This window comes from Mycobacterium sp., assembly GCF_032162605.1.
GTDB lineage: Bacteria > Actinomycetota > Actinomycetes > Mycobacteriales > Mycobacteriaceae > Mycobacterium.
The window spans coordinates 1-21,257 of the sequence record NZ_JAVROT010000178.1; the positions used below are offsets into that span (position 1 = coordinate 1).

At 68.1% G+C, this 21,257-nt stretch carries 20 protein-coding genes; 6 read left to right on the plus strand and 14 right to left on the minus strand.

Annotated elements, in window-relative coordinates; all coding sequences use genetic code 11:
- From QOI01_RS11100 to QOI01_RS11145, 10 genes are all read right to left on the minus strand, one after another.
- Positions 1-444, minus strand: a 444-nt coding sequence (locus QOI01_RS11100) for a UDP-N-acetylglucosamine--N-acetylmuramyl-(pentapeptide) pyrophosphoryl-undecaprenol N-acetylglucosamine transferase (RefSeq protein WP_526380805.1), incomplete at its 3' end; no start/stop codon positions are given.
- Entirely contained in the window at positions 441-2,018 is a 1,578-nt protein-coding gene (gene ftsW / locus QOI01_RS11105; RefSeq protein ID WP_526380807.1) for a putative lipid II flippase FtsW, read from the minus strand. The genes QOI01_RS11100 and ftsW, both read right to left, overlap by 4 nt.
- Before the next feature lie 151 nt (positions 2,019-2,169).
- The gene (mraY, locus tag QOI01_RS11110; RefSeq protein WP_526380809.1) at positions 2,170-3,249 is read right to left on the minus strand and encodes a phospho-N-acetylmuramoyl-pentapeptide-transferase; all 1,080 of its coding nucleotides are present in this window, start codon (positions 3,247-3,249) and stop codon (positions 2,170-2,172) included.
- Positions 3,246-4,739: a UDP-N-acetylmuramoyl-tripeptide--D-alanyl-D-alanine ligase gene (locus QOI01_RS11115; RefSeq protein ID WP_526380811.1), complete on the minus strand. Its 1,494-nt coding sequence runs from the start codon at positions 4,737-4,739 to the stop codon at positions 3,246-3,248. Before QOI01_RS11115 ends, mraY begins: the two co-directional genes overlap by 4 nt.
- The gene (locus QOI01_RS11120; RefSeq protein WP_526380813.1) at positions 4,736-6,328 is read right to left on the minus strand and encodes a UDP-N-acetylmuramoyl-L-alanyl-D-glutamate--2,6-diaminopimelate ligase; all 1,593 of its coding nucleotides are present in this window, start codon (positions 6,326-6,328) and stop codon (positions 4,736-4,738) included. The genes QOI01_RS11115 and QOI01_RS11120 overlap by 4 nt, the downstream gene beginning before the upstream one ends.
- A 69-nt stretch (positions 6,329-6,397) precedes the next feature.
- Positions 6,398-8,308, minus strand: coding sequence for a peptidoglycan D,D-transpeptidase FtsI family protein (locus tag QOI01_RS11125; protein ID WP_526380815.1), 1,911 nt, complete (start codon positions 8,306-8,308; stop codon positions 6,398-6,400).
- A complete protein-coding gene (gene ftsL / locus QOI01_RS11130; RefSeq protein ID WP_526380817.1) occupies positions 8,305-9,297 on the minus strand; it encodes a cell division protein FtsL in 993 nt (330 codons plus the stop codon). Before ftsL ends, QOI01_RS11125 begins: the two co-directional genes overlap by 4 nt.
- Positions 9,297-10,460: a 16S rRNA (cytosine(1402)-N(4))-methyltransferase RsmH gene (rsmH, locus tag QOI01_RS11135; protein WP_526380819.1), complete on the minus strand. Its 1,164-nt coding sequence runs from the start codon at positions 10,458-10,460 to the stop codon at positions 9,297-9,299. Before rsmH ends, ftsL begins: the two co-directional genes overlap by 1 nt.
- Complete coding sequence (mraZ, locus tag QOI01_RS11140; RefSeq protein WP_526380821.1) at positions 10,435-10,866, minus strand: division/cell wall cluster transcriptional repressor MraZ; 432 nt, start codon at positions 10,864-10,866, stop codon at positions 10,435-10,437. Before mraZ ends, rsmH begins: the two co-directional genes overlap by 26 nt.
- Before the next feature lie 412 nt (positions 10,867-11,278).
- Complete coding sequence (locus tag QOI01_RS11145) at positions 11,279-11,680, minus strand: SCO2097 family morphological protein (RefSeq protein WP_526380823.1); 402 nt, start codon at positions 11,678-11,680, stop codon at positions 11,279-11,281.
- Between the two features lie 230 nt (positions 11,681-11,910).
- On the opposite strand from QOI01_RS11145, the gene QOI01_RS11150 reads away from it, so the two are divergent.
- The 4 genes from QOI01_RS11150 to QOI01_RS11165 all read left to right on the plus strand — a co-directional run bounded on the left by QOI01_RS11150 (position 11,911) and on the right by QOI01_RS11165 (position 15,929).
- A complete protein-coding gene (locus QOI01_RS11150; protein WP_526380825.1) occupies positions 11,911-12,501 on the plus strand; it encodes a GNAT family N-acetyltransferase in 591 nt (196 codons plus the stop codon).
- Positions 12,502-12,584: 83 nt separating this feature from the next.
- Positions 12,585-13,202, plus strand: a complete 618-nt coding sequence (locus QOI01_RS11155; protein WP_526380841.1) for an LppM family (lipo)protein — start codon at positions 12,585-12,587, stop codon at positions 13,200-13,202.
- 88 nt (positions 13,203-13,290) lie between these two features.
- Positions 13,291-14,379: a bifunctional (2E,6E)-farnesyl/geranyl diphosphate synthase gene (gene idsA2 / locus QOI01_RS11160; protein WP_526380827.1), complete on the plus strand. Its 1,089-nt coding sequence runs from the start codon at positions 13,291-13,293 to the stop codon at positions 14,377-14,379.
- Positions 14,380-14,384: 5 nt separating this feature from the next.
- Complete coding sequence (locus tag QOI01_RS11165; RefSeq protein WP_526380829.1) at positions 14,385-15,929, plus strand: alpha-(1->6)-mannopyranosyltransferase A; 1,545 nt, start codon at positions 14,385-14,387, stop codon at positions 15,927-15,929.
- Between the two features lie 3 nt (positions 15,930-15,932).
- On the opposite strand, the gene QOI01_RS11170 is transcribed toward QOI01_RS11165, so the two are convergent.
- Positions 15,933-16,337 (minus strand): Rv2175c family DNA-binding protein, encoded by a 405-nt coding sequence (locus QOI01_RS11170; protein WP_526380831.1) that lies wholly within the window; start codon positions 16,335-16,337, stop codon positions 15,933-15,935.
- Between the two features lie 23 nt (positions 16,338-16,360).
- Between QOI01_RS11170 and QOI01_RS11175 the strand changes: the two genes are divergently transcribed.
- The gene (locus QOI01_RS11175) at positions 16,361-17,581 is read left to right on the plus strand and encodes a protein kinase domain-containing protein (protein ID WP_526380833.1); all 1,221 of its coding nucleotides are present in this window, start codon (positions 16,361-16,363) and stop codon (positions 17,579-17,581) included.
- Here QOI01_RS11175 and QOI01_RS11180 read toward each other — a convergent pair.
- From QOI01_RS11180 to QOI01_RS11190, 3 genes are read right to left on the minus strand one after another with little or no spacing between them, the layout of a single operon-like run.
- Positions 17,578-18,975, minus strand: coding sequence for a class II 3-deoxy-7-phosphoheptulonate synthase (locus QOI01_RS11180; RefSeq protein WP_526380835.1), 1,398 nt, complete (start codon positions 18,973-18,975; stop codon positions 17,578-17,580). The two genes, QOI01_RS11175 and QOI01_RS11180, sit on opposite strands and share 4 nt — an antisense overlap.
- Before the next feature lie 52 nt (positions 18,976-19,027).
- Complete coding sequence (locus tag QOI01_RS11185) at positions 19,028-19,552, minus strand: polyadenylate-specific 3'-exoribonuclease AS (RefSeq protein WP_526380837.1); 525 nt, start codon at positions 19,550-19,552, stop codon at positions 19,028-19,030.
- Positions 19,552-20,364: a hypothetical protein gene (locus tag QOI01_RS11190; RefSeq protein WP_526380843.1), complete on the minus strand. Its 813-nt coding sequence runs from the start codon at positions 20,362-20,364 to the stop codon at positions 19,552-19,554. Before QOI01_RS11190 ends, QOI01_RS11185 begins: the two co-directional genes overlap by 1 nt.
- 150 nt (positions 20,365-20,514) lie before the next feature.
- Here QOI01_RS11190 and QOI01_RS11195 point away from each other — a divergent pair.
- Positions 20,515-21,257: glycosyltransferase 87 family protein (locus tag QOI01_RS11195; RefSeq protein WP_526380839.1), on the plus strand; the 743-nt coding region annotated here is incomplete at its 3' end.

Here is a 21,257-nt window from a genome sequence, read left to right on the forward strand (position 1 = left end):
ACGCGCCGAACGTGCCCCGACCCGGTTTGCCCACCCCGCGCTGGCGTTGGCCTCGTGGACGACGATGGGCACCTGGTGTCGACGAAGGACACCGCCGCGCGCGGCGAGGTAGGCAGGCAGCGCGACATAGCCACCGAAGCCGATCACCACGTCGGCGTGCACGCCGTCGAGGATGGTCCGGGTCTGGCGGACGGCAGTGCGGACCCGCAGCGGAAGCCGGGCCAGATCACCCGACGGCTTACGCGGGAATGGCACCGGCGTGATGAGCTCGAGGTGGTAGCCCCGCTGGGGCACCAGGCGGGTCTCCAATCCGCGGCGGGTGCCGAGGGCGGTGATCCGTATCCCCGGCTCAATGGCTACGAGGGCATCGGCGACGGCCATCGCGGGCTCGACGTGCCCCGCCGTGCCACCACCCGCGAGGACCACGGATATCTGCCGGCTCACCCGTAACGCTGACCTTCCAGAGTGCGAGCCCCACGACTCGGTTGACGTTGACGGCCTCCATGATGCCCTGAGCCCCTCGCCGCCCGGTCGCCCGCATCAACGGTGTTCCGCCTACGGTCCTCGGCGGGTTTGCGGGCAGGGTTCGGTTTGGCCTTGTTCTTCGCGTTTGCGCTCGCCTTCGTCTTGGGCTTCGTCTTGGCCTTGGGGATGAGCTTGGGCTTGGGTTTGGCCTTGCCCGGGGCGGGCTCGCCCGTCCGCGTCCGCAACCGGTCGCGCGCCGCCTCCAGCCGGGTCGGCACGTAGGGCTCGGGCAGCGGCAATCGCAGCAGCCGGTTCATCCGGTCGTCGCGGCCCGCCCGCAGCGCAGCCACGGCCTCCGGCTCGTGGCGGGCCGCATTGGTGATGATGCCCAACACGAGAAGCGTTGTCGCCGTCGATGTTCCACCCGCGGAGATCATGGGAAGCTGCAGACCGGTGACGGGCAGAAGGCCCACCACGTAACCGACGTTGATGAACACCTGCCCGAGCACCCACAACGTCGCGGTCGCGGTCAGCAGCCGCAGGAACGGGTCGGCGGAGCGTCGTGCGATCCGCATACCGGTGTAGGCGAACAAGCCGAACAGAGCGAGCAGACCGGCCGCTCCGACGAAGCCGAGTTCCTCGCCGATGATCGCGAAGATGAAGTCATTGTGGGCGTTGGGCAAGTAATTCCACTTGGCCGTGCCCTGCCCGAGACCGTCGCCGAACACTCCACCGTTGGCCAGGGCGAAGCGCGCCTGCCTGGCCTGGTAGCCGGAGCCCTGGCCGTCGGCGCCGGGGTCGAGCCAGGACTGCACGCGGTCGGAGCGGTAACCCTCCGACATCGCGAGGATGCCTGCGGCGACGACGACGGCGGCCAGCGAGCTCAGGAACACCCGCAGCGGCAGTCCGGCGTACCACAGCAGGCCGAGCAGGATGATGCCGAGCGACACGGTCTGCCCGAGGTCGGGCTGCAGAACGATGAGCAGCAGCGCAAGTACCGCGCCTGGCACCAACGGGAAGAGCATCTCGCGCACCGATGCGCGCTCCAGCCGACGCGCGGCGAGCAGGTGCGCCCCCCAGATCAGGAAGGCGATCTTGGCGAGTTCGGAGGGCTGCATCGAGAACCCGGCGACGACGAACCAGCCGCGAGAACCGTTGGCCTCCTTACCGATTCCCGGAATCAGCACCAGGATGAGCATGATGACGGTGATGACGAAGCTGGGGAACGCGAGCCGTCGCATGAAGTTGATGGGCATGCGCAACGCCACGTAGAAGGCGCCGAGGCCCACGATGGTCCACAAGACCTGCTTGCCGAAGATCGCCCACGGCGAACCGTCCGCGTCGTACGAGTGCACGCCCGACGCCGAGAGCACCATGATCAATCCAAGGGTTATCAGGAGCGCGACGACCGCGACCACCAGGTGAAACGACGTCATCGGACGCCCCAGCCACGCGCCGACGCGGGTCCTCGGGACGACGGCCTGCTCCACCGCGGCAGCGCCCGCTTCGTCGGGCTTCTCGTGCCGCAGCCGGGCGAGGATCTTCTTGACCATCAGCTAGCCGGCCACACGGATCACATTTGTCACATAAGTAACAGCAGACTCATTTGTCCCTCGCACCCCAGAATCCTCCCCCGCCACAGCCCGAGCAACGAGGACATCCGGGGCGTGTCGCCTCAATGGGACCCGACCCGTCACGCTCCGACTATGCACCAACGGAGGCCAGCCATTCGCTGTAGAACAGTGCTACCCCGAGCCCGCAGGCGATGGCGGTCAGAAGCCAAAACCGGATGATGACCGTGGTCTCGGCCCAGCCCACCAGCTCGAAGTGGTGGTGGAAGGGCGCCATGCGGAAGACCCGTCGACCCGTCGTCCGGAACGCCAGGATCTGCACGACCACCGACGTGACCTCGGCCACGAACAGTGCACCGAGCACGACGGCGAGCATCTCGGTGCGGCTCGTCACCGACAGTCCCGCGATGATGCCGCCGAGCGCGAGCGACCCGGTGTCACCCATGAAGATCTTGGCGGGGGCGGCGTTCCACCACAGAAAGCCGATACACGCGCCGGCAGTCGCCGCGGCGACGAGCGCCAGGTCGAGCGGATCCCTGACGTTGTAGCAACCGAGCCCCGGGCTGAAGGCACATGCGTTTCGGAACTGCCAGAAGGTGATCAACACATAGGCCGCGGTCACCATCGCCATGGCCCCGGCAGCGAGTCCGTCCAGGCCGTCGGTGAAGTTCACCGCGTTGGACCAGGCGCTGACCACGATGACGCAGAACAGCACGAACACGGCGGGTGCCAGCGTCACCGTGGCAATCTCGCGGACGTAGGAGAGCTCCGCACTGCCGGGAGTCAGCCCGTCGGAGTTACGGAACTGCAGGGCAAGGACGCCGAAGAGCACGGCTGCGACGAGCTGTCCGACCGTCTTGGCGGTCTTGTTGAGCCCGAGGTTGCGCGAACGCCGAATCTTGATGAGGTCATCGACGAATCCGACACCACCCAATGCCGTGGCGAGCCCGAGCACCAGTAGGCCGGACGCCGACGGGCCCTCCCCGTCCAGGGCGAGGCCCACCAGGTGCGTGCCGAGGTAACCCGCCCAGATGCCCGCCAGGATGGCGACGCCACCCATCGACGGCGTGCCCCGCTTCTTGCGGTGGCTGGGCGGACCGTCTTCGCGGATCTCGTGGCCGAACCCCTGCCGGGTGAACAACCGGATCAGCGCAGGCGTCAGCAGGATCGACACCGTGAGCGCGATGCCGACGGCGATGAGTATCTGCCTCACGTGGGCTCACCAGCCAGTACCTCGGCGAGCTCGGCAAGACCCGCTGACTTGGAGGCCTTCACCAGCACCACGTCGCCCGTGCGCAGTTCCTCGCGCAGGAATTCCAGTGCGGCGTCGGCATCTTCGAGCATGACGGCTTCACTGCCCCACGACCCCTCCATCACCGCCCCGTGATGCATGGCGCTCAACGACCTCCCGGTTCCGACGACGACCAGTCGAGACACATCTAAGCGCACGGCCAGTCGACCGATGCTGTCGTGTTCTGCGATGGCGTCATCACCGAGTTCCGCCATCTCGCCGAGAACGGCCCAGCTCCTGCGCCGTTCCGCACCGCCGGCCCCGGACTTCGCCATCCAGGCCAGTGCCTTCAACCCGGCCCGCATCGAGTCGGGGTTGGCGTTGTACGCGTCGTTGATCACCGTCACGCCGTCGCTGCGCGTGCCGACCTGCATGCGATGACGCGACGCCGGGCCCGCTGCCGCCAGCGCGTCCGCCACCTGGTCAAGGCGGGCGCCGCACTCCAGCGCGACCGCCGCCGCGCACAGCGCATTGGACACCTGATGATCTCCGTGCACCGCGAGTTCGACCGGTATCACGCCCCTCGGGCAGTGCAGGGTGAAGCGCGGCCGTGCGAGCTCGTCGAGGACGACGTCGTCGGCCCAGAGGTCGGTGCCGGGGCTCCTGGAGATGCGGATGACGCGGGCCTCGGTCACCTCCGCCATCGCGGCGACCGCGTTGTCGTCGGCATTGAGGATCACCACGCCGGACGCGGAAACCGCCTGTGGCAGTTCAGCCTTCGTTGCCGCAATCGCCTCGCGCGAACCGAACTCGCCGAGGTGGGCGGTGCCGACGTTGAGCACCACCGCGATCGAAGGAGGCGCGATCCGCGCGAGCGCGGCGATGTTGCCTGGATGGCGGGCCGACATCTCCAGGATCAGGTAGTCGGTGTCGGTCGTCGCACGCAACACCGTCCACGGGTGCCCGAGCTCGTTGTTGAAGGAGCCGGGTGGCGCGACGACCTCCCCGAGAGGCGCGAGTACGGCTGCCAGCAGGTCCTTGGTGGACGTCTTGCCTGAGGACCCGGTGACGCCGACGATGACGAGTCCGCCTGCCACCAGCTCGGCGGCGACGGCGGAGGCGAGTCTGGCCAGCGCGTCCAGAACAGCGGCCCCGGATCCGTCGGTGTCGTACTCGAGCACGCTGGCACCGGAGTCGACGGCGGCCGCGAGGGGTTCAACGACGATCGCAGGCACGCCGACCGGGCGCGCGGCCAGCACGGCTACCGCACCGGCGGACACGGCGCCTGCGGCGAAGTCGTGCCCGTCGGAACGGGCGCCCGGCAGGGCCAGGAACAGCCCGCCGGGGGTGACGGCGCGCGAGTCGAACTCGACCGTCCCGGTCACGCGCGTCGTCTCGGCGTCCTCCGCCGAGATGTCGGCGAGCTCGCCACCGACGATCTGGGCGATCTGGGCCAACGTCAGATCGATCATGACGGGGACCCAAGCGCGTGCAGTGCCCGAGCCAGCTCGTCGCGATCGTCGAACGGCCGGGTCCGGCCGTGGCTCGTCTGGCCTGCCTCGTGGCCCTTGCCCGCGACCAGGACCACGTCGCCTTCCCTGGCCCAGCCGACGGCGAATTCGATGGCCGCACGACGGTCGCCGATCTCTACGATCTCCGCGTCCGTGCCCACTGCGCCCTGGACGATCGCGGCGCGAATGTCCGCCGGGTCCTCGTCGCGGGGATTGTCATCGGTGACGACGACCAGGTCGGCCAGCTCGGCCGCGGTGCTGCCCATCGGCGCGCGCTTGCCCTGATCGCGGTTACCGCCCGCGCCGAACACCACCGCGAGCCTGCCGCTCGTCTGCCCTCCCTGGTCGCTCCGCTCTCCCCCGCGAGCGGGGGGACACTCAGCGCCGAGCAGAGCGCGCAGCGTCTCCAGGACGGCGCGCAGGGCGCCGGGCTTGTGTGCGTAGTCGACCAGCGCCAGAAAGCCCTGGCCCAGATCGATCGGCTGGAGCCTGCCGGGCACCGTCGCCGTGCGCAGCCCTGGTGCGGCCTGCTCGGGGGACACCCCGACGGCGTCGAGCAGGGCGGTCGCCAGAAGGCAGTTCGCCACGTTGTAGTGGCCGGGCAGACACGTGCGCAGTCCGTGGTGCACGCCCGACGGGTCGACCGCGAGGAACTCCTGGCCACCCCCCTCGACGGAGCGGATCTCCTCGACCCGCCAGTCTGCATCGGCACCGGAGGCACTCACGGTGACGGGATGCTCGGCACGGGCCGCGATGGTGCGACCGCCCTCGTCGTCGACGCACACCACGGAAAGGTCTGCGTGGGTTGATGACTGGGGGTCGAAGAGCTTCGCCTTGGCATCGAGGTAGGCCTCCATCGTCGGATGGAAGTCCAGATGATCACGCGAAAGATTTGTGAAACCGCCCACCGCGAAGTGCATCGCATCGACCCGGCCCTGGGTCAACGCGTGACTGGAGACCTCCATCACCACCGTGTCGATGCCTCGTTCGACCATTACCGCCAGCAGAGCCTGCAGGTCGGGGGCCTCCGGTGTGGTCAGCGCGCTCGGCTCGTCGCGACCGTCGATGCGGATGCCCACAGTCCCGATGAGGCCAACCACCCGGCCCGCCGCGCGGAGCCCAGCCTCCACCAGGTGGGTGGTGGTGGTCTTGCCCGAGGTGCCCGTCACGCCGATGACGCGGACGTGCTCCGACGGCCGCCCGTAGACCGCCGCTGCCAGCTCGCCGAGGACCGCCCTCGGAGTGGGGTGCACCAGCACGGGCACGTCGACACCGGCGCCGGCCATGACCGCCGCCCCGGCCTGGTCGGTGAGCACCGCAACGGCCCCCAGCCGCACCGCGTCAACGGCGAATCGGGCGCCGTGCGACGACGCACCCGGCAGGGCGGCGAACAGATCGCCTTGGTGGACGTCCTGGCTTCGCAACGTCACGCCGGTGACCCGAACCCGCGCCCAATCCGCGCCGGTGGAATCCATCACCGGTACGGCTCGTACGCGTTCCGCCAACGCGGCGACGCCTTCACCGGCAGGACGCGAGGGACGCAAGTTCATGGCCATGACACCCTACCGGCCCGTTCTCCGGCCGCCCCCGCACACGCGAGGAGCACATTCAACGTGAGCTCAACCCTGCAGGACGAGTGGCGCACCCGGATCGGGCGACAGCGGGACGTTCTCGCGCTGCAGGAGCCAGGCGGCGATGTTGTGGATCAGCGGTGCTGCCGTGGTTCCTGGAGAGCCGTCCGCCGTGCGGTGCGGGTTGTCCATCATCACTCCGACGACGTAGCGCGGATTGTCCGCAGGCACCATGGCGGCGAACGTGATCCAGTAGACGTCGTCGTAGTAGCAACCGCAGCCCGGGTTGATCTGCTGCGCGGTACCGGTCTTGCCGGCGAGCTGGTACCCGTCGACGGCCGCCCCGGAGCCGGTACCCTGCTGCACACCCGTCGGATCGTGTTGAATGGTGGCCCGCAACATGTTCCGCACGGTCTGCGCCGTCCCCGGCGACACCACGCGGACACCCTCCGGGCGGGGCTCGTCGGTGTGGGTGCCATCAGAGGCGATGGTGGACTTGATGATCCGCGGCGGGATGCGGACTCCGTCGTTGGCGATCGCCTGATACATCCCGGTCATCTGCAGCAGCGTCATCGAAAGGCCCTGTCCGATGGGCAGGTTGGCGAAGGAGCTGCCCGACCACTGGTCGACCGGCGGGACCAGACCCGAGCTTTCGCCTGGCAGTCCCACGCCGGTGCGCTGCCCGAGGCCGAACTTGGCGGCCATGTCGGCCCACCGATCCGGGCCGACCCGCTGCGCCAGCATCAGCGTTCCGACGTTCGAGGACTTACCGAAGACACCGGTGGTGGTGTACGGCATCACACCGTGTGACCATGCGTCGTGCACGGTCACGCCGCCCATGTCGATGGAGCCGGGTACCGAGAGCACCTCGTCGGGGTTCGTGAGATCGAACTCGATGACCGAGGACGCCGTGATGATCTTGTTCACCGAACCCGGCTCGAACGGCGACGTCACCGAGAGGTTGCCGAGCTCGCGGTCCTGCTGCCTGCCGATGTCCTGGCTCGGATCGAACGTGTTGTCGTTCGACATCGCAAGGACTTCACCGGTTTTGGAGTCGAGCACCAACGCGGAGACGTTTTTGGCTCCGGAGAGGTTCTTCGCCTGCTGGACCTGCTGCTGAACGTAGAACTGGATGTCGTCGTCGAGGGTGAGCTGGATCGTGGAGCCGTTGACCGCGTCGTGCCGGTTGCGGTAACTGCCGGGAATCACCACGCCGTCCGAACCCCGGTCATACGTCAGCGATCCGTCGGCGCCCGAAAGCTTGGAGTCGAGCGAGTCCTCAAGGCCGAGCAGCCCATGGCCGTCCCAGTCGATGCCGCCGACGATGTTCGCGGCCAGGGATCCGCCGGGGTACTGCCGGATGTCCTGGCGCTCTGCGCCCACTTCGGGGTACTTCGTGGTGATGGCATCGGCGATCGTCGGGTCGACCGCCCGCGCGAGGTAAACGAAGGAATCCTTGCCGACGAGCTTCTTGTAGACGGTGTCGGCGTCGGGCCGGTTATTCAGCAGCCCGGCCACACCCTTCGCGATCTCGCGCAGCCGCTTGGCGGGCTCGGGCGCCTCGGGCGACTTCGTCTGGGCCTCGACCAGCTGCTTCTGGACCTTGACCGGCTGAAACGTCAACGCGCGTGCCTCGGTGGTGAAGGCCAGTTTGTCGTCGTTGCGATCAACGATGCTTCCGCGCAGGGCCTTTTCGACGTCGGTGACCTTGAGCTGACTCGCCGCCTCCGCCCGCAGCCCCTCGGCACGCGGCACCTGAAGCATGAAGAGCTGCGCCGCCGCCAGCAACAGGACGAGCAGGATGACGCCGTTGCCCACTCTGTGCCGGAAGACGAAGGAGGCGCTGCGCAGCCCGTCGTCGGCGATGGCCTTGCGCGTGCGGCGCTCCTTGGCGGAGTGCGGGGTGCCTGCGGGGAGGTTCGCCGCCTGCGCCTTCGCGCGATCCTTGCTGCGCCTCATGCCGGAGCGCCTGGCACGGGGGCCGGCAGCGCCTGCTCCGCACCGGGCGGCGGCCCAGGGAGCGTCGGCACCGCGCCGGGTGGCGGCCCAGGGAGCGCCGGCGCCTGGGGTGACTCCAGGTGCGAAGCCGCATCGTCGAGAGGCGCTGCGGGAGTGGGAAGATCGGCCGGTACGGGAATCGGCCCGCCCGCCGGCGCGGCGGCATCCGGTCCCGAGACGGAAATCTCGGGATTGGGAAGCGTCACGGCCCTCGGCGGCAGGTGCACCGCCACCTCGCGCGGGTCGACGACCTTCGGTGCGGGCGGAGCCGGTGGCGCGGGAGCAGCGGGGTCGGGCAGCGGGCTGTTCAACGGCGGCGGCTGAACGCCCGCCGCCGGTTTGGGCGTCCCGACGACAACCCAGTTGCCGGAGGCGTCCTGCACGAGGTGCGCCGTGTTGGTGGACGGAATCATGCCGAGATTGCGCGCCGCCTCGGCGAGTGCGGGCGCGGCCTGAGCCTCGAGCACGTCGCGCTCGAGGCCTTCCTTCTGTTGCAGCAGCGCCTGATTGACCTGGCGTGCGTGGCCCAACTGGTAGGACCGCTCGGCGGCGTCGGTCGACAGCCACAGGGTGACCGCGAGTCCGATCCCCAACGCTCCGATTACCAGGACGACGAATGGCACCCTGGTGACGAACCTGCGTGGGTCGAAGTCGATGGCCGCCAGTCTGACGAGCAGCCGCTCACGCAGCGGTGGGCGAACTACCTTGGGAGCCTTGGCCTTCCGCGCCTTCGCGCGCGCCTTCGCCTGAGCGGCGTTCTTCGGCCTGATCGGGCCCTCGGTGGGCCTTGGCTTCGGGCTGGTGTGCGGCGCTGAGCGCTGCGGGCGCTGCTCTCGGGTCGACCGCCGACCGCGTAGCGGCGCGTCGGCCGAACGGCGCTGGGTGGTCGCCTCGCGTGGCCCTCGCCGACGCTCGTCGCTGGCGCGCACCGGTTCTCGTCGCTTCGCCATCACGAACCTTCCCTTCTGACAACCTTCTCCAGGGCTCGCAGCCGTACCGATGCACTCCGCGGGTTGAGGTCGATCTCGGAATCCGCCGCCTTCTCGGCGCCACGCGTCAGGGACACGAAGTAGGGTTCGTGACCGGGAAGCTCGACGGGCAGGCCCGGCGGAGTACGCGAGGCCGTCGCGGAGGCGAACTCGGCCTTGACGATCCGGTCCTCCAGCGACTGATAGGCCATGACCACGATTCGCCCGCCCGCGTGCAGCGCGGCCAGCGCGGCAGGCACGGCGGAACGCAGAGAGTCCAGCTCACCGTTGACGGCGGTGCGCAACGCCTGGAACGTGCGCTTGGCCGGGTGCCCCCCGGTGCGTCGGGCAGGTATCGGAATGACATCGTAGAGCAGCTCGACCAGCTCGGAGGTGGTCTCGAAGGGCTTGCGGTCCCGTCGCCGGACGATCTCGCCTGCGATCCGGCTCGCGAAGCGCTCTTCACCGAACTCCTGCAATACCCGCGTCAACGCCCTCTTGTCGTAGGTGTTGAGGATCGCGGCGGCCGTCAGGGGTGCGTCCTGATCCATCCGCATGTCCAGTGGCGCGTCTTGAGAGTAGGAGAAGCCGCGCTCGGCGCGATCGAGTTGCATCGACGAGACGCCGAGGTCGAACAGGATCCCGTCGACGTCACCGACGCCAGAGTCGGTCCCGTCGTTGCGGTCTGCCCAGAATCCGTCGTAGCGGGTCTGGACGAAGGTGACGCGGTCGCCGAACGGGGCCAACCGTTCGCCTGCGATCTGCAGTGCGGAGCGATCTCGGTCCAGGCCGATGAGATGCAGCCCGGGAAGCTCGGTGAGGAAGCGTTCGGCATGTCCACCGGCGCCGAGGGTGGCGTCGACCAGAATGGCGCCGGCACCTTCGGGGTCGCGCCGGGTCAGCGCGGGCTTCAGCAGCTCGACGCAGCGGTCGAGGAGCACGGGATCGTGCGGGTGATCGTCAGGCATCGCAGCACCCTTGGGAAGTGTGGCTGCCCCTGCATCGAGGTCCCTGTCCGAGGTCGCGGACCTGGCGTTGGGGAAGTACGCCAGGGCCGGTTCGGGCAGAGGCCACGATGCATGGGCTACGTGCCGCTGAATGGCCGCTTCAACGGCCGGGTCAAATGATGTCGCGCAGGGTGTCATCGCTGGCCGCGGAGAAGTTCTCTTCGTGGGTCTGCTGATAGGCCTGCCAAGCTTGGGCGTCCCAGATCTCCAGGTATTCGATCGATCCGATCACCACGCAGTCCTTGGACAGGTCCGCGTACTGGCGGTGGTCGGCCGACAACGTGATCCGGCCTTGCGCGTCGGGGTGCTGTTCGTCGGTTGCCGCTGCGAGGTACCGCAGGTAGGCGCGAGCATCCGGATTGCTACGCGATGCCGCAGATGCGCGTTCTGCGAGCTTCTCGAATTCCGTACGCGGGTAGACAGCCAGGCTGTGATCTTGACTCTTGGTGACCATCAACCCCCCTGCGAGTGCTTCGCGGAACTTGGCGGGCAGCGTGAGCCGCCCCTTGTCGTCGAGCTTGGGCGTGTAGGTGCCGAGAAACATCCCGCCACCTCCACGCACTTCGTGCATTCCCGGGTCGCTTCGCTCCTGCCCTCCGGATGTTGGATCCCGAGTCGCTTCGCTGCTGCCCGCCGGACGGAGCACCGGCCGCTCCGTTGTCCGCCACATTACCCCACGATCCCCCACTTTGCTCCATCTGCTGGCAACAGTTTGGGTGCAAGCCCCACCGCACGCCACCCATGAGGCATTTCCTGGCACGGCGGATCCGACTGATACCGGGTTGCCAGCGCAAAGCCGCAGCTGGGCAGCGTTGGAAGCCCGGGTGGGGCGTGGTGGGGCGCCCACCGCCTCCGTCGCAGGCGCCGACCACGGCGTGTCGGACGCAAAGAAAAGGGCAGCTCCCTGCGGAGCTGCCCTGGGGTCCTCTCAGACCCGGTGCCGGGTCACCGAACGCTCATTCCTCGAAACGACGGCGGAACCGTTCCTCCATGCGACTGGCGAACGAGTTGTTGCTCTTGGCGCGCTTCTGGCGCGCCGAGCCGGGTTCCGGGGCCGCACCCTCGTGTCCACCCGGCACGCGCGGGCCCGTGATCGCAAACACCACGCCGCCGAACATGATGACGAACCCGATCACGCTGACGATCAGGAAGGCGTGGTTGACGTTGGCATAGAACGGCACACCGGCCACGAGGAGGCCCAGGCCAACCAGGAACAGCACCGCCCCTTGGAGCCGGCGACGAGCCGAGGGAGCCCGAAGACTCCCACCGCGCACGCTGGAGGCGAACTTGGGATCCTCGGCATAAAGTGCGCTCTCGATCTGGTCGAGCATGCGCTGCTCATGATCGGAGAGTGGCATCCGCGCCTCCCAAGTGCGTCCCTGCTGCGCCCGCGAAGCCGCGGCCGTGCTTTCAAAATTCGTACTCCCGCGTTTGCGGGGCACCTGAACACCATGATACGAGCTGAATCTGACCCGTACCACCTACTTCGAAGGTCGATTGTAGTTGGTGGCCCGCCGGTAGCGAGATACTGCGTCGCTGACCGGATAATGACGTCGACTCCGACATCGCGCGAAGGGCACCAAAAAGTTTGGCCACGTTCCTCATCGACCTGTCACCTGGCGACATGCAACGGCGCCTCGGGGAGGCACTCGGCATCTACGTCGATGCGATGCGATACCCCCGGGGCACCGAGGATCAGCGCGCCTCGATGTGGCTGGAGCACACCCGCAGGGCGGGGTGGACGGCGGTCGCGGCCGTGGAGGCGCCGGAGGGATGCCAGGACGCTTTGGCGCTGAGCACCGCGCCGATGCTCGGCGTGGCCTACGGCTACTGCGGCGCACCGGATCAGTGGTGGCAACAGCAGGTGATCCAGGGCCTGCAACGGGGCGGGACGGACCGGTCGCGCATCTCCGAGCTGATGAACTCCTACTTCGAGCTCACGGAGCTGCACATCCACCCCGGCGCACAGGGGCGCGGGCTCGGCGAGGCTCTCATCCGGCGCCTGCTGGCCGGGCGTGACGAGCCGCACGTGCTGCTGTCCACGCCCGAGATCAACGGCGAGGCCAACCGGGCCTGGCGGCTGTACCGGCGGCTGGGGTTCACCGACGTCATCCGGGGCTACCACTTCGCGGGAGACCCCAGACCGTTCGCAATCCTCGGCCGCGAATTGCCGCTGTGACCGTGCGGGTCTGGCACCATGTCGAGGTGCCCAACCGCCGTAAACGCCTGCTGGCTCTGCTTTTGCTGGTGCTGATCGCGCCCATGGTCGCCGGCTGCGTGCGGGTACGCGCCTCCATCACCGTGTCGCCCGACGACCGGGTGTCGGGCCAGATCATCGCGGCAGCCAAGCCGGCCAACGCCGACGACAAGGGTCCCCAGCTGCTCAACAGCCTGCCGTTCAGCAACAAGGTGTCGGTCTCCTCCTACAAGCGCGACGACTACGTCGGGTCCCAGGCGGTCTTCTCGGACCTGACGTTCTCGGAGCTGCCGCAGTTGGCGAACATGAACCGCGATGCGGCAGGCGTCGACATCTCGTTGCGACGGGCCGGCGACCTGGTGATCCTCGAGGGACGGACCGACCTCACGTCCCTGAACGACCCCGACGCAGACGTGTCGCTGAACGTCTCCTTCCCCGGTGAAGTGACTTCCACCAACGGCGACCAGGTGTCCTCCGACGTGGTCCAGTGGACGCTCAAACCAGGGGTGGTGACCACGATGAGCGCCCAAGCCCGCTTCACCGATCCCAGCGCGAGGTCGTTCACCGGAGCGGCGATCTGGCTGAGCCTCGCGGCGTTCGTGGTGGCTGCGATCATCGGAGGAGTCGCGTGGGCCAGTCGCGACCGCAGCCCCGTCATGGCGAACCCACACGAACCGCGCTGACGCCGTCGCGGCCCTGACTTGCTACACATCAGGCCACACGCTCTAGTCTGAAGGCACTTTGGGTTAGTGAAAGGGGCGCCCGCTGAGCGTGGATGCTGCCGCGGCACCGTCGGCCAGGGAGCTGGCGAGCGCCGTCACCGAACAACTGCGGGCGTACCTCGTCGCGCGTCGAGCCGACGCCGCCTACATCGGCGACGACTACGCCGAGATGACCGCCGCGCTCGAGGAGTTCGTTCTGCGCGGCGGCAAACGGCTGCGCCCACTGTTCGCGTACTGGGGCTGGCGCGCCGTCGCGCCGCGTGGTGAATCCGCGGGTGCCGACGTGCTGCTGCTCTTTGCCGCCCTGGAACTGCTGCACGCATGCGCCCTGGTTCACGACGACGTCATCGATGCCTCCGCCACCCGCCGCGGACTTCCAACCGTGCACCGGCTCTTCACCGACCGCCACCGGGAGAGGAACTGGCTCGGGTCATCCGAGCAGTTCGGCGTCTCGACCGCAATTCTGCTTGGTGACCTCTCCCTGGTCTGGGCGGACGACATCGTGACGTCGGTCGACCTGCCGCTGGACGCGCACCGCCGCGTGCAGCGAGTGTGGGCCGACATCCGGACCGAGGTTCTCGGCGGCCAGTTCCTCGACATCGTCGCCGAGGCCAGCGGCGCGGAGACGGTGGCGTCGGCGATGAACGTCAACACCTACAAGACCGCGTCCTACACGGTGTCGCGGCCACTGCAGCTCGGCGCCGCGGCGGCGGCCGACCGACCCGACGTGCAGGCCATCTTCCACGACGTCGGCAACGGCCTCGGTGTGGCGTTCCAGCTGCGCGACGACGTGCTCGGCGTCTTCGGCGACCCCGCGGTCACCGGCAAGCCCTCTGGCGACGACCTGCGATCGGGCAAGCGCACCGTGCTGCTCGCCGAGGCCGTCGAACGGGCCGACAAGTCGGATCCCATGGCGGCCAACCTGTTACGCACGTCGATCGGCACCGACCTCTCGGACGATCAGGTGCGGGAACTGTGCCAGGTGATCGAATCGGTCGGCGCACTCGGCGCCGTCGAGGACCACATCGAGTTCCTCACCGGTCAGGCCCTGGCACTGCTGGATGCGGCTCCCATCGACGTTCACGCGAAGGTGGGTCTGGCCGAGCTTGCCAGATTGGCGTCGAACCGGTCCGCCTGAGACCCATGACGACTCCGACCCCCTCCCCGGTCAACACGCGTCAGCCGAGAACCGGGCTTGGTCTACGTTTCTCGCGCCTGACTGCCTTCGCCGCGTCCGGCGAGGGCCGACCCGCCCTGCTGGGTTGCCTTGGCGCCGCGCTGATCACCGTCGGGGGTCTCGGTGCAGGCAGCACTCGACTGCACGACCCGCTGCTCGAGTCGTTGCAGCTGTCGTGGCTGCGGTTCGGCCATGGCCTGGTGGTCTCCTCGGTGCTGCTGTGGGGCGGTGTCGCAGTGATGTTGACGGCGTGGTTGTGGCTCGGCCGCCGCGTCGTCGACCGCACCGCGACCACCTACACGATGGTGGCGACCACGGGCTTCTGGCTGACCCCGCTGCTGCTGAGCGTGCCGGTGTTCAGCCGCGACACGTACTCCTACCTTGCGCAGGGCGCATTGCTGCGCGACGGGTTCGACCCGTACGTCGTCGGTCCGATCGAGAACCCCAACTCCCTGCTCGACGACGTGAGCCCGATCTGGACGACGACCACCGCGCCGTACGGCCCGGTGTTCATCCTGGTGGCGAAGTTGGTGACGCTGGTGGTCGGCGACCACGTCATCGAAGGCACCATGCTACTGCGGCTGTGCATGCTGCCCGGGCTGGTGATGCTGATCTGGGCGGCGCCCCGGATCGCGCGTCACGTGGGGGGCAACGGGCCTGCCGCACTGTGGATCTGCGTTCTCAACCCGCTGGTGATCATCCACCTGATGGGCGGCGTCCACAACGAGATGCTGATGGTCGGGCTGATGACCGCGGCCATCGCTCTCACCCTGCAGAACCGACCCATCTGGGGCGTGGGACTCATCGCCATCGCGGTCGCGGTGAAGGCCACGGCGGGTATCGCACTGCCCTTCATGGTGTGGATGTGGATGCATCGATTGCGGGACACACGAGGCCTCGGACCAAGGCGTGCCTTCGCCGTCGCGACGGCGGCGTCGGCTCTCATCTTCGTCGTCGTGTTCGCGGTCGTGTCCGCCCTCGCCGGAGTCGGCCTCGGCTGGCTCACCGCACTTGCGGGCTCGGTCAAGATCATAAACTGGCTCACGGTGCCCACCGCGATCGCGAACGTGGCCAACGCCGTCGGCGGACTCTTCTTCCCCGTCAGCTTCTATGCGGTACTCGAAGTCACCCGAATCGCCGGCATCGCCATCATCACCATCTCACTTCCGTTGCTGTGGTGGCGATTCCGCCACGACGACCGTGAAGCACTGACCGGAATCGCGCTCGCGATGCTGATCGTGGTGCTCTTCGTGCCCGCGGCGCTGCCCTGGTACTACACGTGGCCGCTGGCGGTGTTGTCGGCGCTGGCGCAGAGTCGCCAGGCTATCGCCGTGATCGCGGGTTTCTCGACGTGGATCATGGTGATCTTCAAACCCGATGGCTCGCACGGCATGTACTCCTGGCTGCACGTCGGGCTGGCCACCGCGCTCGCGATGGCCGCCTGGTACTCGCTGGTCAAGTCCCCCGAGAAGGCCGAGACCGCGCCGGCTACGCAGCCGTCGGCTCCGTAGCGTTCAGTACGCCATCGCCTGGGCCCGACGAACCACCTCGCGGGCCTGGTGTGAGTGCAGCGCGTCCACCGGTCGCGCGTTGGGCTGCGCGTCCGTGTCACCGTCGTGGCTGATTGTCAGCGAAGCGTCCGGGGTGAACAGCCAACGCACGATCTCGGTTTCGTGATAGCCGCCGTCGTGCAGGACTACCAGCAGACCCGAGAGGCTCTTGACGACGTGACCCTTGTCGTCGAAGAAGATCTTCGGCACCACCAGGACTCCGTCGCGGCGCACGCCGATCAGGTGCTTCTGTCTGAGGTGCTGATGCACTTTGGTCACGGGGATGCCGAGGATCGACGCCACGGCGGGAAGGTCGTAGACGGCTTCGTCGGGGTCGAGGATGTCATCGGCAGCCGGAATGTTGCTCACCGGACCGAGTCTAAGATGCACGCGTGGGTACCAGCCAGCGATCGGACCCGCTCGTCGGTATCGTGTTGGACGGGCGCTACCGCGTCGACGCCCTGATCGCCACCGGTGGCATGTCCGCGGTGTACCGGGGACTCGACCTTCGGTTGGACCGACCGGTGGCGTGCAAGATCATGGATTCGCGGTATGCGGGCGACCAGCAGTTCCTGACGCGGTTCCAGCGCGAGGCCCGCGCGGTCGCGCGATTGAAGGATCCCGGCCTCGTAGCCGTCTACGACCAAGGCATCGACGGCCAGCACCCGTTCCTGGTCATGGAGCTGATCGAGGGCGGCACGCTGCGTGAACTGCTGCGGGAACGCGGACCGATGCCACCCCATGCCGTCGCGGCAGTGCTGTCACCGATCCTGGGCGGTCTGGCGGCAGCACACCGCGCCGGCTTGGTGCACCGCGACATCAAACCGGAGAACGTGCTGATCTCCGACGACGGCGAGGTGAAGATCGCAGACTTCGGATTGGTCCGCGCGATCGCCGAGGCGAAGATCACGTCGACGAGTGTGATCCTCGGCACCGCCGGCTACCTCTCGCCCGAACAGGTGAGCACGGGCGACGCCGGCCCCGGCAGCGACGTCTACGGCGTCGGCATCCTCGCGTACGAATTGCTCACCGGCGCGGTGCCGTTCACGGGCGACAGCGCCCTTGCGGTGGCGTACCAGCGGATGGACCACGACGTGCCACCGCCAAGCGCCGCGATCACCGGGGTCCCACCGCAGTTCGACCAGTTCACCTCGCGCGCAACCAGGCGTGATCCCGACGACCGCTACGCCGACGCCGCGGCGATGGGCGACGAACTGCACCGGATCATCGACGAACTCGCGCTACCACCGTTCCGGGTGCCAGCACCACGTAATTCCGCTCAGCACGTAGCGTCAGCAGAGTTTCACAGCCGGCTTCAGCAGGATGACCACACCACCGCCGCCACTGCCTCTCCCGCGCCGGCGCCGGCGCCGGCGCAGCCGATCCTGCCGCCGCGTCAGCACACCAGGGAGATGACCCGGGGACCCGACGACTGGGAGAACCGTTCCGCGCCCGGCCAGTTCGCCGGCATCGACATCGACGAACTGGAGTGGGCCAGGCGACGCGGACGGCGTGTCGCGCTGTTCTGGCTGGTGGCCATTCTGACGCTCACCGGGCTGGTGGCCGCCGGGGCATGGACACTCGGCAGCAACCTACAGGGCCTGATCAGCTAGTCCCGCAGCATCTCCGCGACCAGGAATGCCAACTCCAACGACTGCTGCGTGTTCAGGCGCGGGTCGCACGCCGTCTCGTAGCGGCCGGAGAGGTCGGAGTCCGAAATGTCCTGTGCCCCACCGAGACACTCCGTCACGTTCTCGCCGGTGATCTCGACGTGGATGCCGCCGGGGTGGGTGCCCAACCCGCGGTGCACCTCGAAGAAGCCCTGAACCTCGTCGACGATGCGGTCGAAGTGCCGGGTCTTGTACCCGGTAGACGACTCATGGGTGTTGCCATGCATCGGGTCGCACTGCCAGATCACCTGGTGCCCAGTGGCCTGCACCTTCTCGATGATCGGCGGAAGCACGTCGCGCACCTTGCCGTTGCCGAGCCTGCTGACAAGCGTCAGGCGCCCCGGTTGGTTGTGCGGATCGAGCCGCTCGACGTACTCGACGGCCAGCTCCGGTGTCATGTTCGGCCCGATCTTGACACCGATCGGGTTGGCGATCACCTCGGCGAAGGCGACGTGGGCGCCGTCGAGTTGCCGGGTGCGCTCGCCGATCCAGACGTAGTGCGCGCTCAGGTCGTAGAGCGCCGGTCCGGAGCCGTCCGCCGTGCCTTCATCGGACAGCCGCAACATCGCCCGCTCGTAGTCGAGCACCAAGGCCTCGTGGCTGGCGTAGATCTCGGCGGTCTGCAGGTTGCGGTCGGCCACCCCGCAGGCGGTCATGAACTTCAGCCCACGATCGATCTCGGCGGCCAGCGCCTCGTAGCGGGCACCCGCGGGTGAGGTCCGGACGAATTCACGGTTCCAGTCGTGCACCGAATGGAGGGACGCCAGCCCCGATGAGGTCAGCGCCCGCACCAGGTTCATCGCGGCGCTGGCGTTGGCGTAGGCCCGCACCAGGCGCGACGGATCGTGGTCGCGGACCGAGGCGTCGGGCGCGAAGCCGTTGATCATGTCGCCGCGGTAGGACTTCAGCCCGAGCGCGTCGAGGTCGGCCGAGCGCGGCTTGGCGTACTGCCCTGCGATGCGGGCCACCTTGACCACGGGCATGCTCGCGCCGTAGGTCAGCACGACCGCCATCTGCAGCAGGGTGCGGATGTTGGCGCGGATGTGCGGCTCGGTGTTGTCGACGAAGGTCTCGGCGCAGTCGCCGCCTTGGAGCAGGAACGCCTCGCCGCGCGCGACGTCGGCCAGCAGCCCCTTGAGCCGCTCGATCTCCGACGGCACGGTGACCGGCGGGACGCTCTCCAGCACGGTTCGCATCGCCTTGGCCTGGTCGGCCGGCCAACTGGGCTGTTGGGCTGCGGGCTTGGCCAGGGCGGCGTCGAGCCGCAGGCGAAGGTCGTCCGTCAGCGGCGGGAGGTCCGGCAGCTGGTCGATGGGTACGTCGACGGTCCAATTCACCCGTCTATGGTAACTGCGCGCAGAAGCGCGTCTTGCAATCCATACCCGCAGTTCAGGCGCGTGCAGCCCAGGCCCCGTCGTCTTCCTGTTCGTCTGGGCGACCGTCCGTCATCAGACGGAACCTGGTCAGGTTGTGTCTGGCGTCGACGAGCGCGTCGTGTGCGTCACGTGGTCGCGGCGGCATCCGTGGGGAGCCGCGCTCCTCCCAGAACTGCCGCAGCTCCCTGGTGAATCTGGGGATCGCGGGCGGGAGATCGGTCATCGGACCCCACAGCTGACAGAGCACGACGTGGTCGTAGGCACCCACCCACGCCCACAGTTCGATGGTCTCGTCGCCGTCGATGTCGAAGAAGTCTTCGAGCTCCGACCGGATCTGGCGCCGCGACCGCCACAGCTTCGACGCAGGCGACGGAAGTTTGGGCAGGACGTGCTTGCGTACCCACGCCCCGGCCCGGTCGGGGTCGAATTCCGTTGATATCGCGTAGTATTCGCGGCCGTCCTCGGCGGCCACGCCGATCGAGATCAGCTCGATGGTGCGGCCGTTGTCGATGAACTCGGTGTCGTAGAAATAGCGCATCAGGCGGCATCCGTCGTTACCGGGGCAGGCGTCGGAGCCGGGTGGATCTCCCGGTCGAGCTGTGCATTGACCTCGCGGTCGTCGGGGAAGTGCGGCTCGCCCGCGACGACGTGCTGGAGCCAGAGTTTCGCCTGGACGACGGGACGACGCAGTCGTCGTTCGCGCTCGAGCGAGCGGTGCATCCTTCGCGGCCTGTTTCCATAGCGCCATCGCGCCCACGGCGCGTGCGGACGCGAGACCCGGATCGCACCGACGATCAGTAGCGGCGTGATGAACATCCCGATCAGGCCGGTCCACACCTTGCCCTTGAGCAGCACCACCACCGCGAGGGCCAGCGTGACCAGGGCGATCCCGACCACGGCCGCGCGGGCCAGCAGCGTCTGGTCCGAGCGCCAGATGTCGATGTCGAAGAACGACAGCGGGTTGAATCCCAGGATCAGAAGTCCCGCGACCGCAACCGCTGCGAACACCGCGTCGACCGAAGTTCGGCCATCCTCGGACCAGTACACGTCCTGCAGGTGCAGGATCAGGGCGAACTCGTCGAGCACCAGCGCCGCGCCCATCCCGAAGAAGATTGCGGCTGCCGTGAATTCGGGGACGCCGCCGTCGACGGCGAGCGTCACCATCGTCACTCCGGACACCATGACCAGGATCACACCGATCACCACGTGGTGGATGTGCACCGTGCCGTGCCCGATATTGCGTGGCTGCCACCACTTGGGCGGGGTGTCGTGGTCGGCGTTGTGCCGGATGTAGCGGACGATCGTGCGTGTCACCAGGAAGGTCAGCAGAAATGCGATCAGGCACCACATCAGCGGCTGCCGACCCGGCGGGATCGCCAGGTCGAGCCTGAAGTCGAACTTCCAATCGTCGAACACGGCCAAAACTTACGCCGACCTGCGCGCGTCGTGGACCGGATGGTCGCCGACGCGCCGACGAGGGCCGATACTCTTATCCGCGAGATGAGAATTCGGCAGTTGCCCGGCGGGGTGCGGTGGTCAACCGTGGCATGGCGGCTGTTTCAGCCGTTGACCATCGCAGCGGTGGTCTGGGCGGGCTGGCGACTTCTCGCCACCACGCCGTACCGCATCGACATCGACGTCTACCGGATGGGCGGTCGCGCCTGGCTCGACGGCACGTCGCTCTACAGCGACGGCGTCCTCTTCCACACGCTCGCGGGCCTGGGTCTCCCGTTCACCTACCCGCCGTTGGCGGCCGCCGTCTTCGCCCCCTTCGCGTGGCTGTCGTTGGATGCGGCCAGCGCGACCATCACCGTGATCACGTTCGCCCTGCTACTGGTGACCACGATGATCGTGCTGACCCGGCTGCGGGTGTGGGAGCAGTCTGCGGCGATCGCGGGCGCGGCGTGGCGCAGGCGCTGCTGGCTCGCCGCGGCGATCGTCGCACCTGCGGCGGTCTACCTGGAGCCGCTGCGGTCGAACTTCGAGTTCGGCCAGATCAACGTCGTCCTCATGACCCTCGTGATCGCCGACTGCGTGCCGCGAAGGACGCCGTGGCCACGGGGGCTTCTGCTCGGGCTGGCGATCGCGCTCAAGCTGACGCCCGCGGTCTTCCTGCTGTACCTGCTCCTTCGCCGTGACACCCGCGCCCTATTGGCGAGCGCGGCGTCGGCGATCGTCGCGACGGCGATCGGGTTCGTCGTGGCCGGGCGGGACTCGTGGGAGTACTGGACCGAGACCGTGCG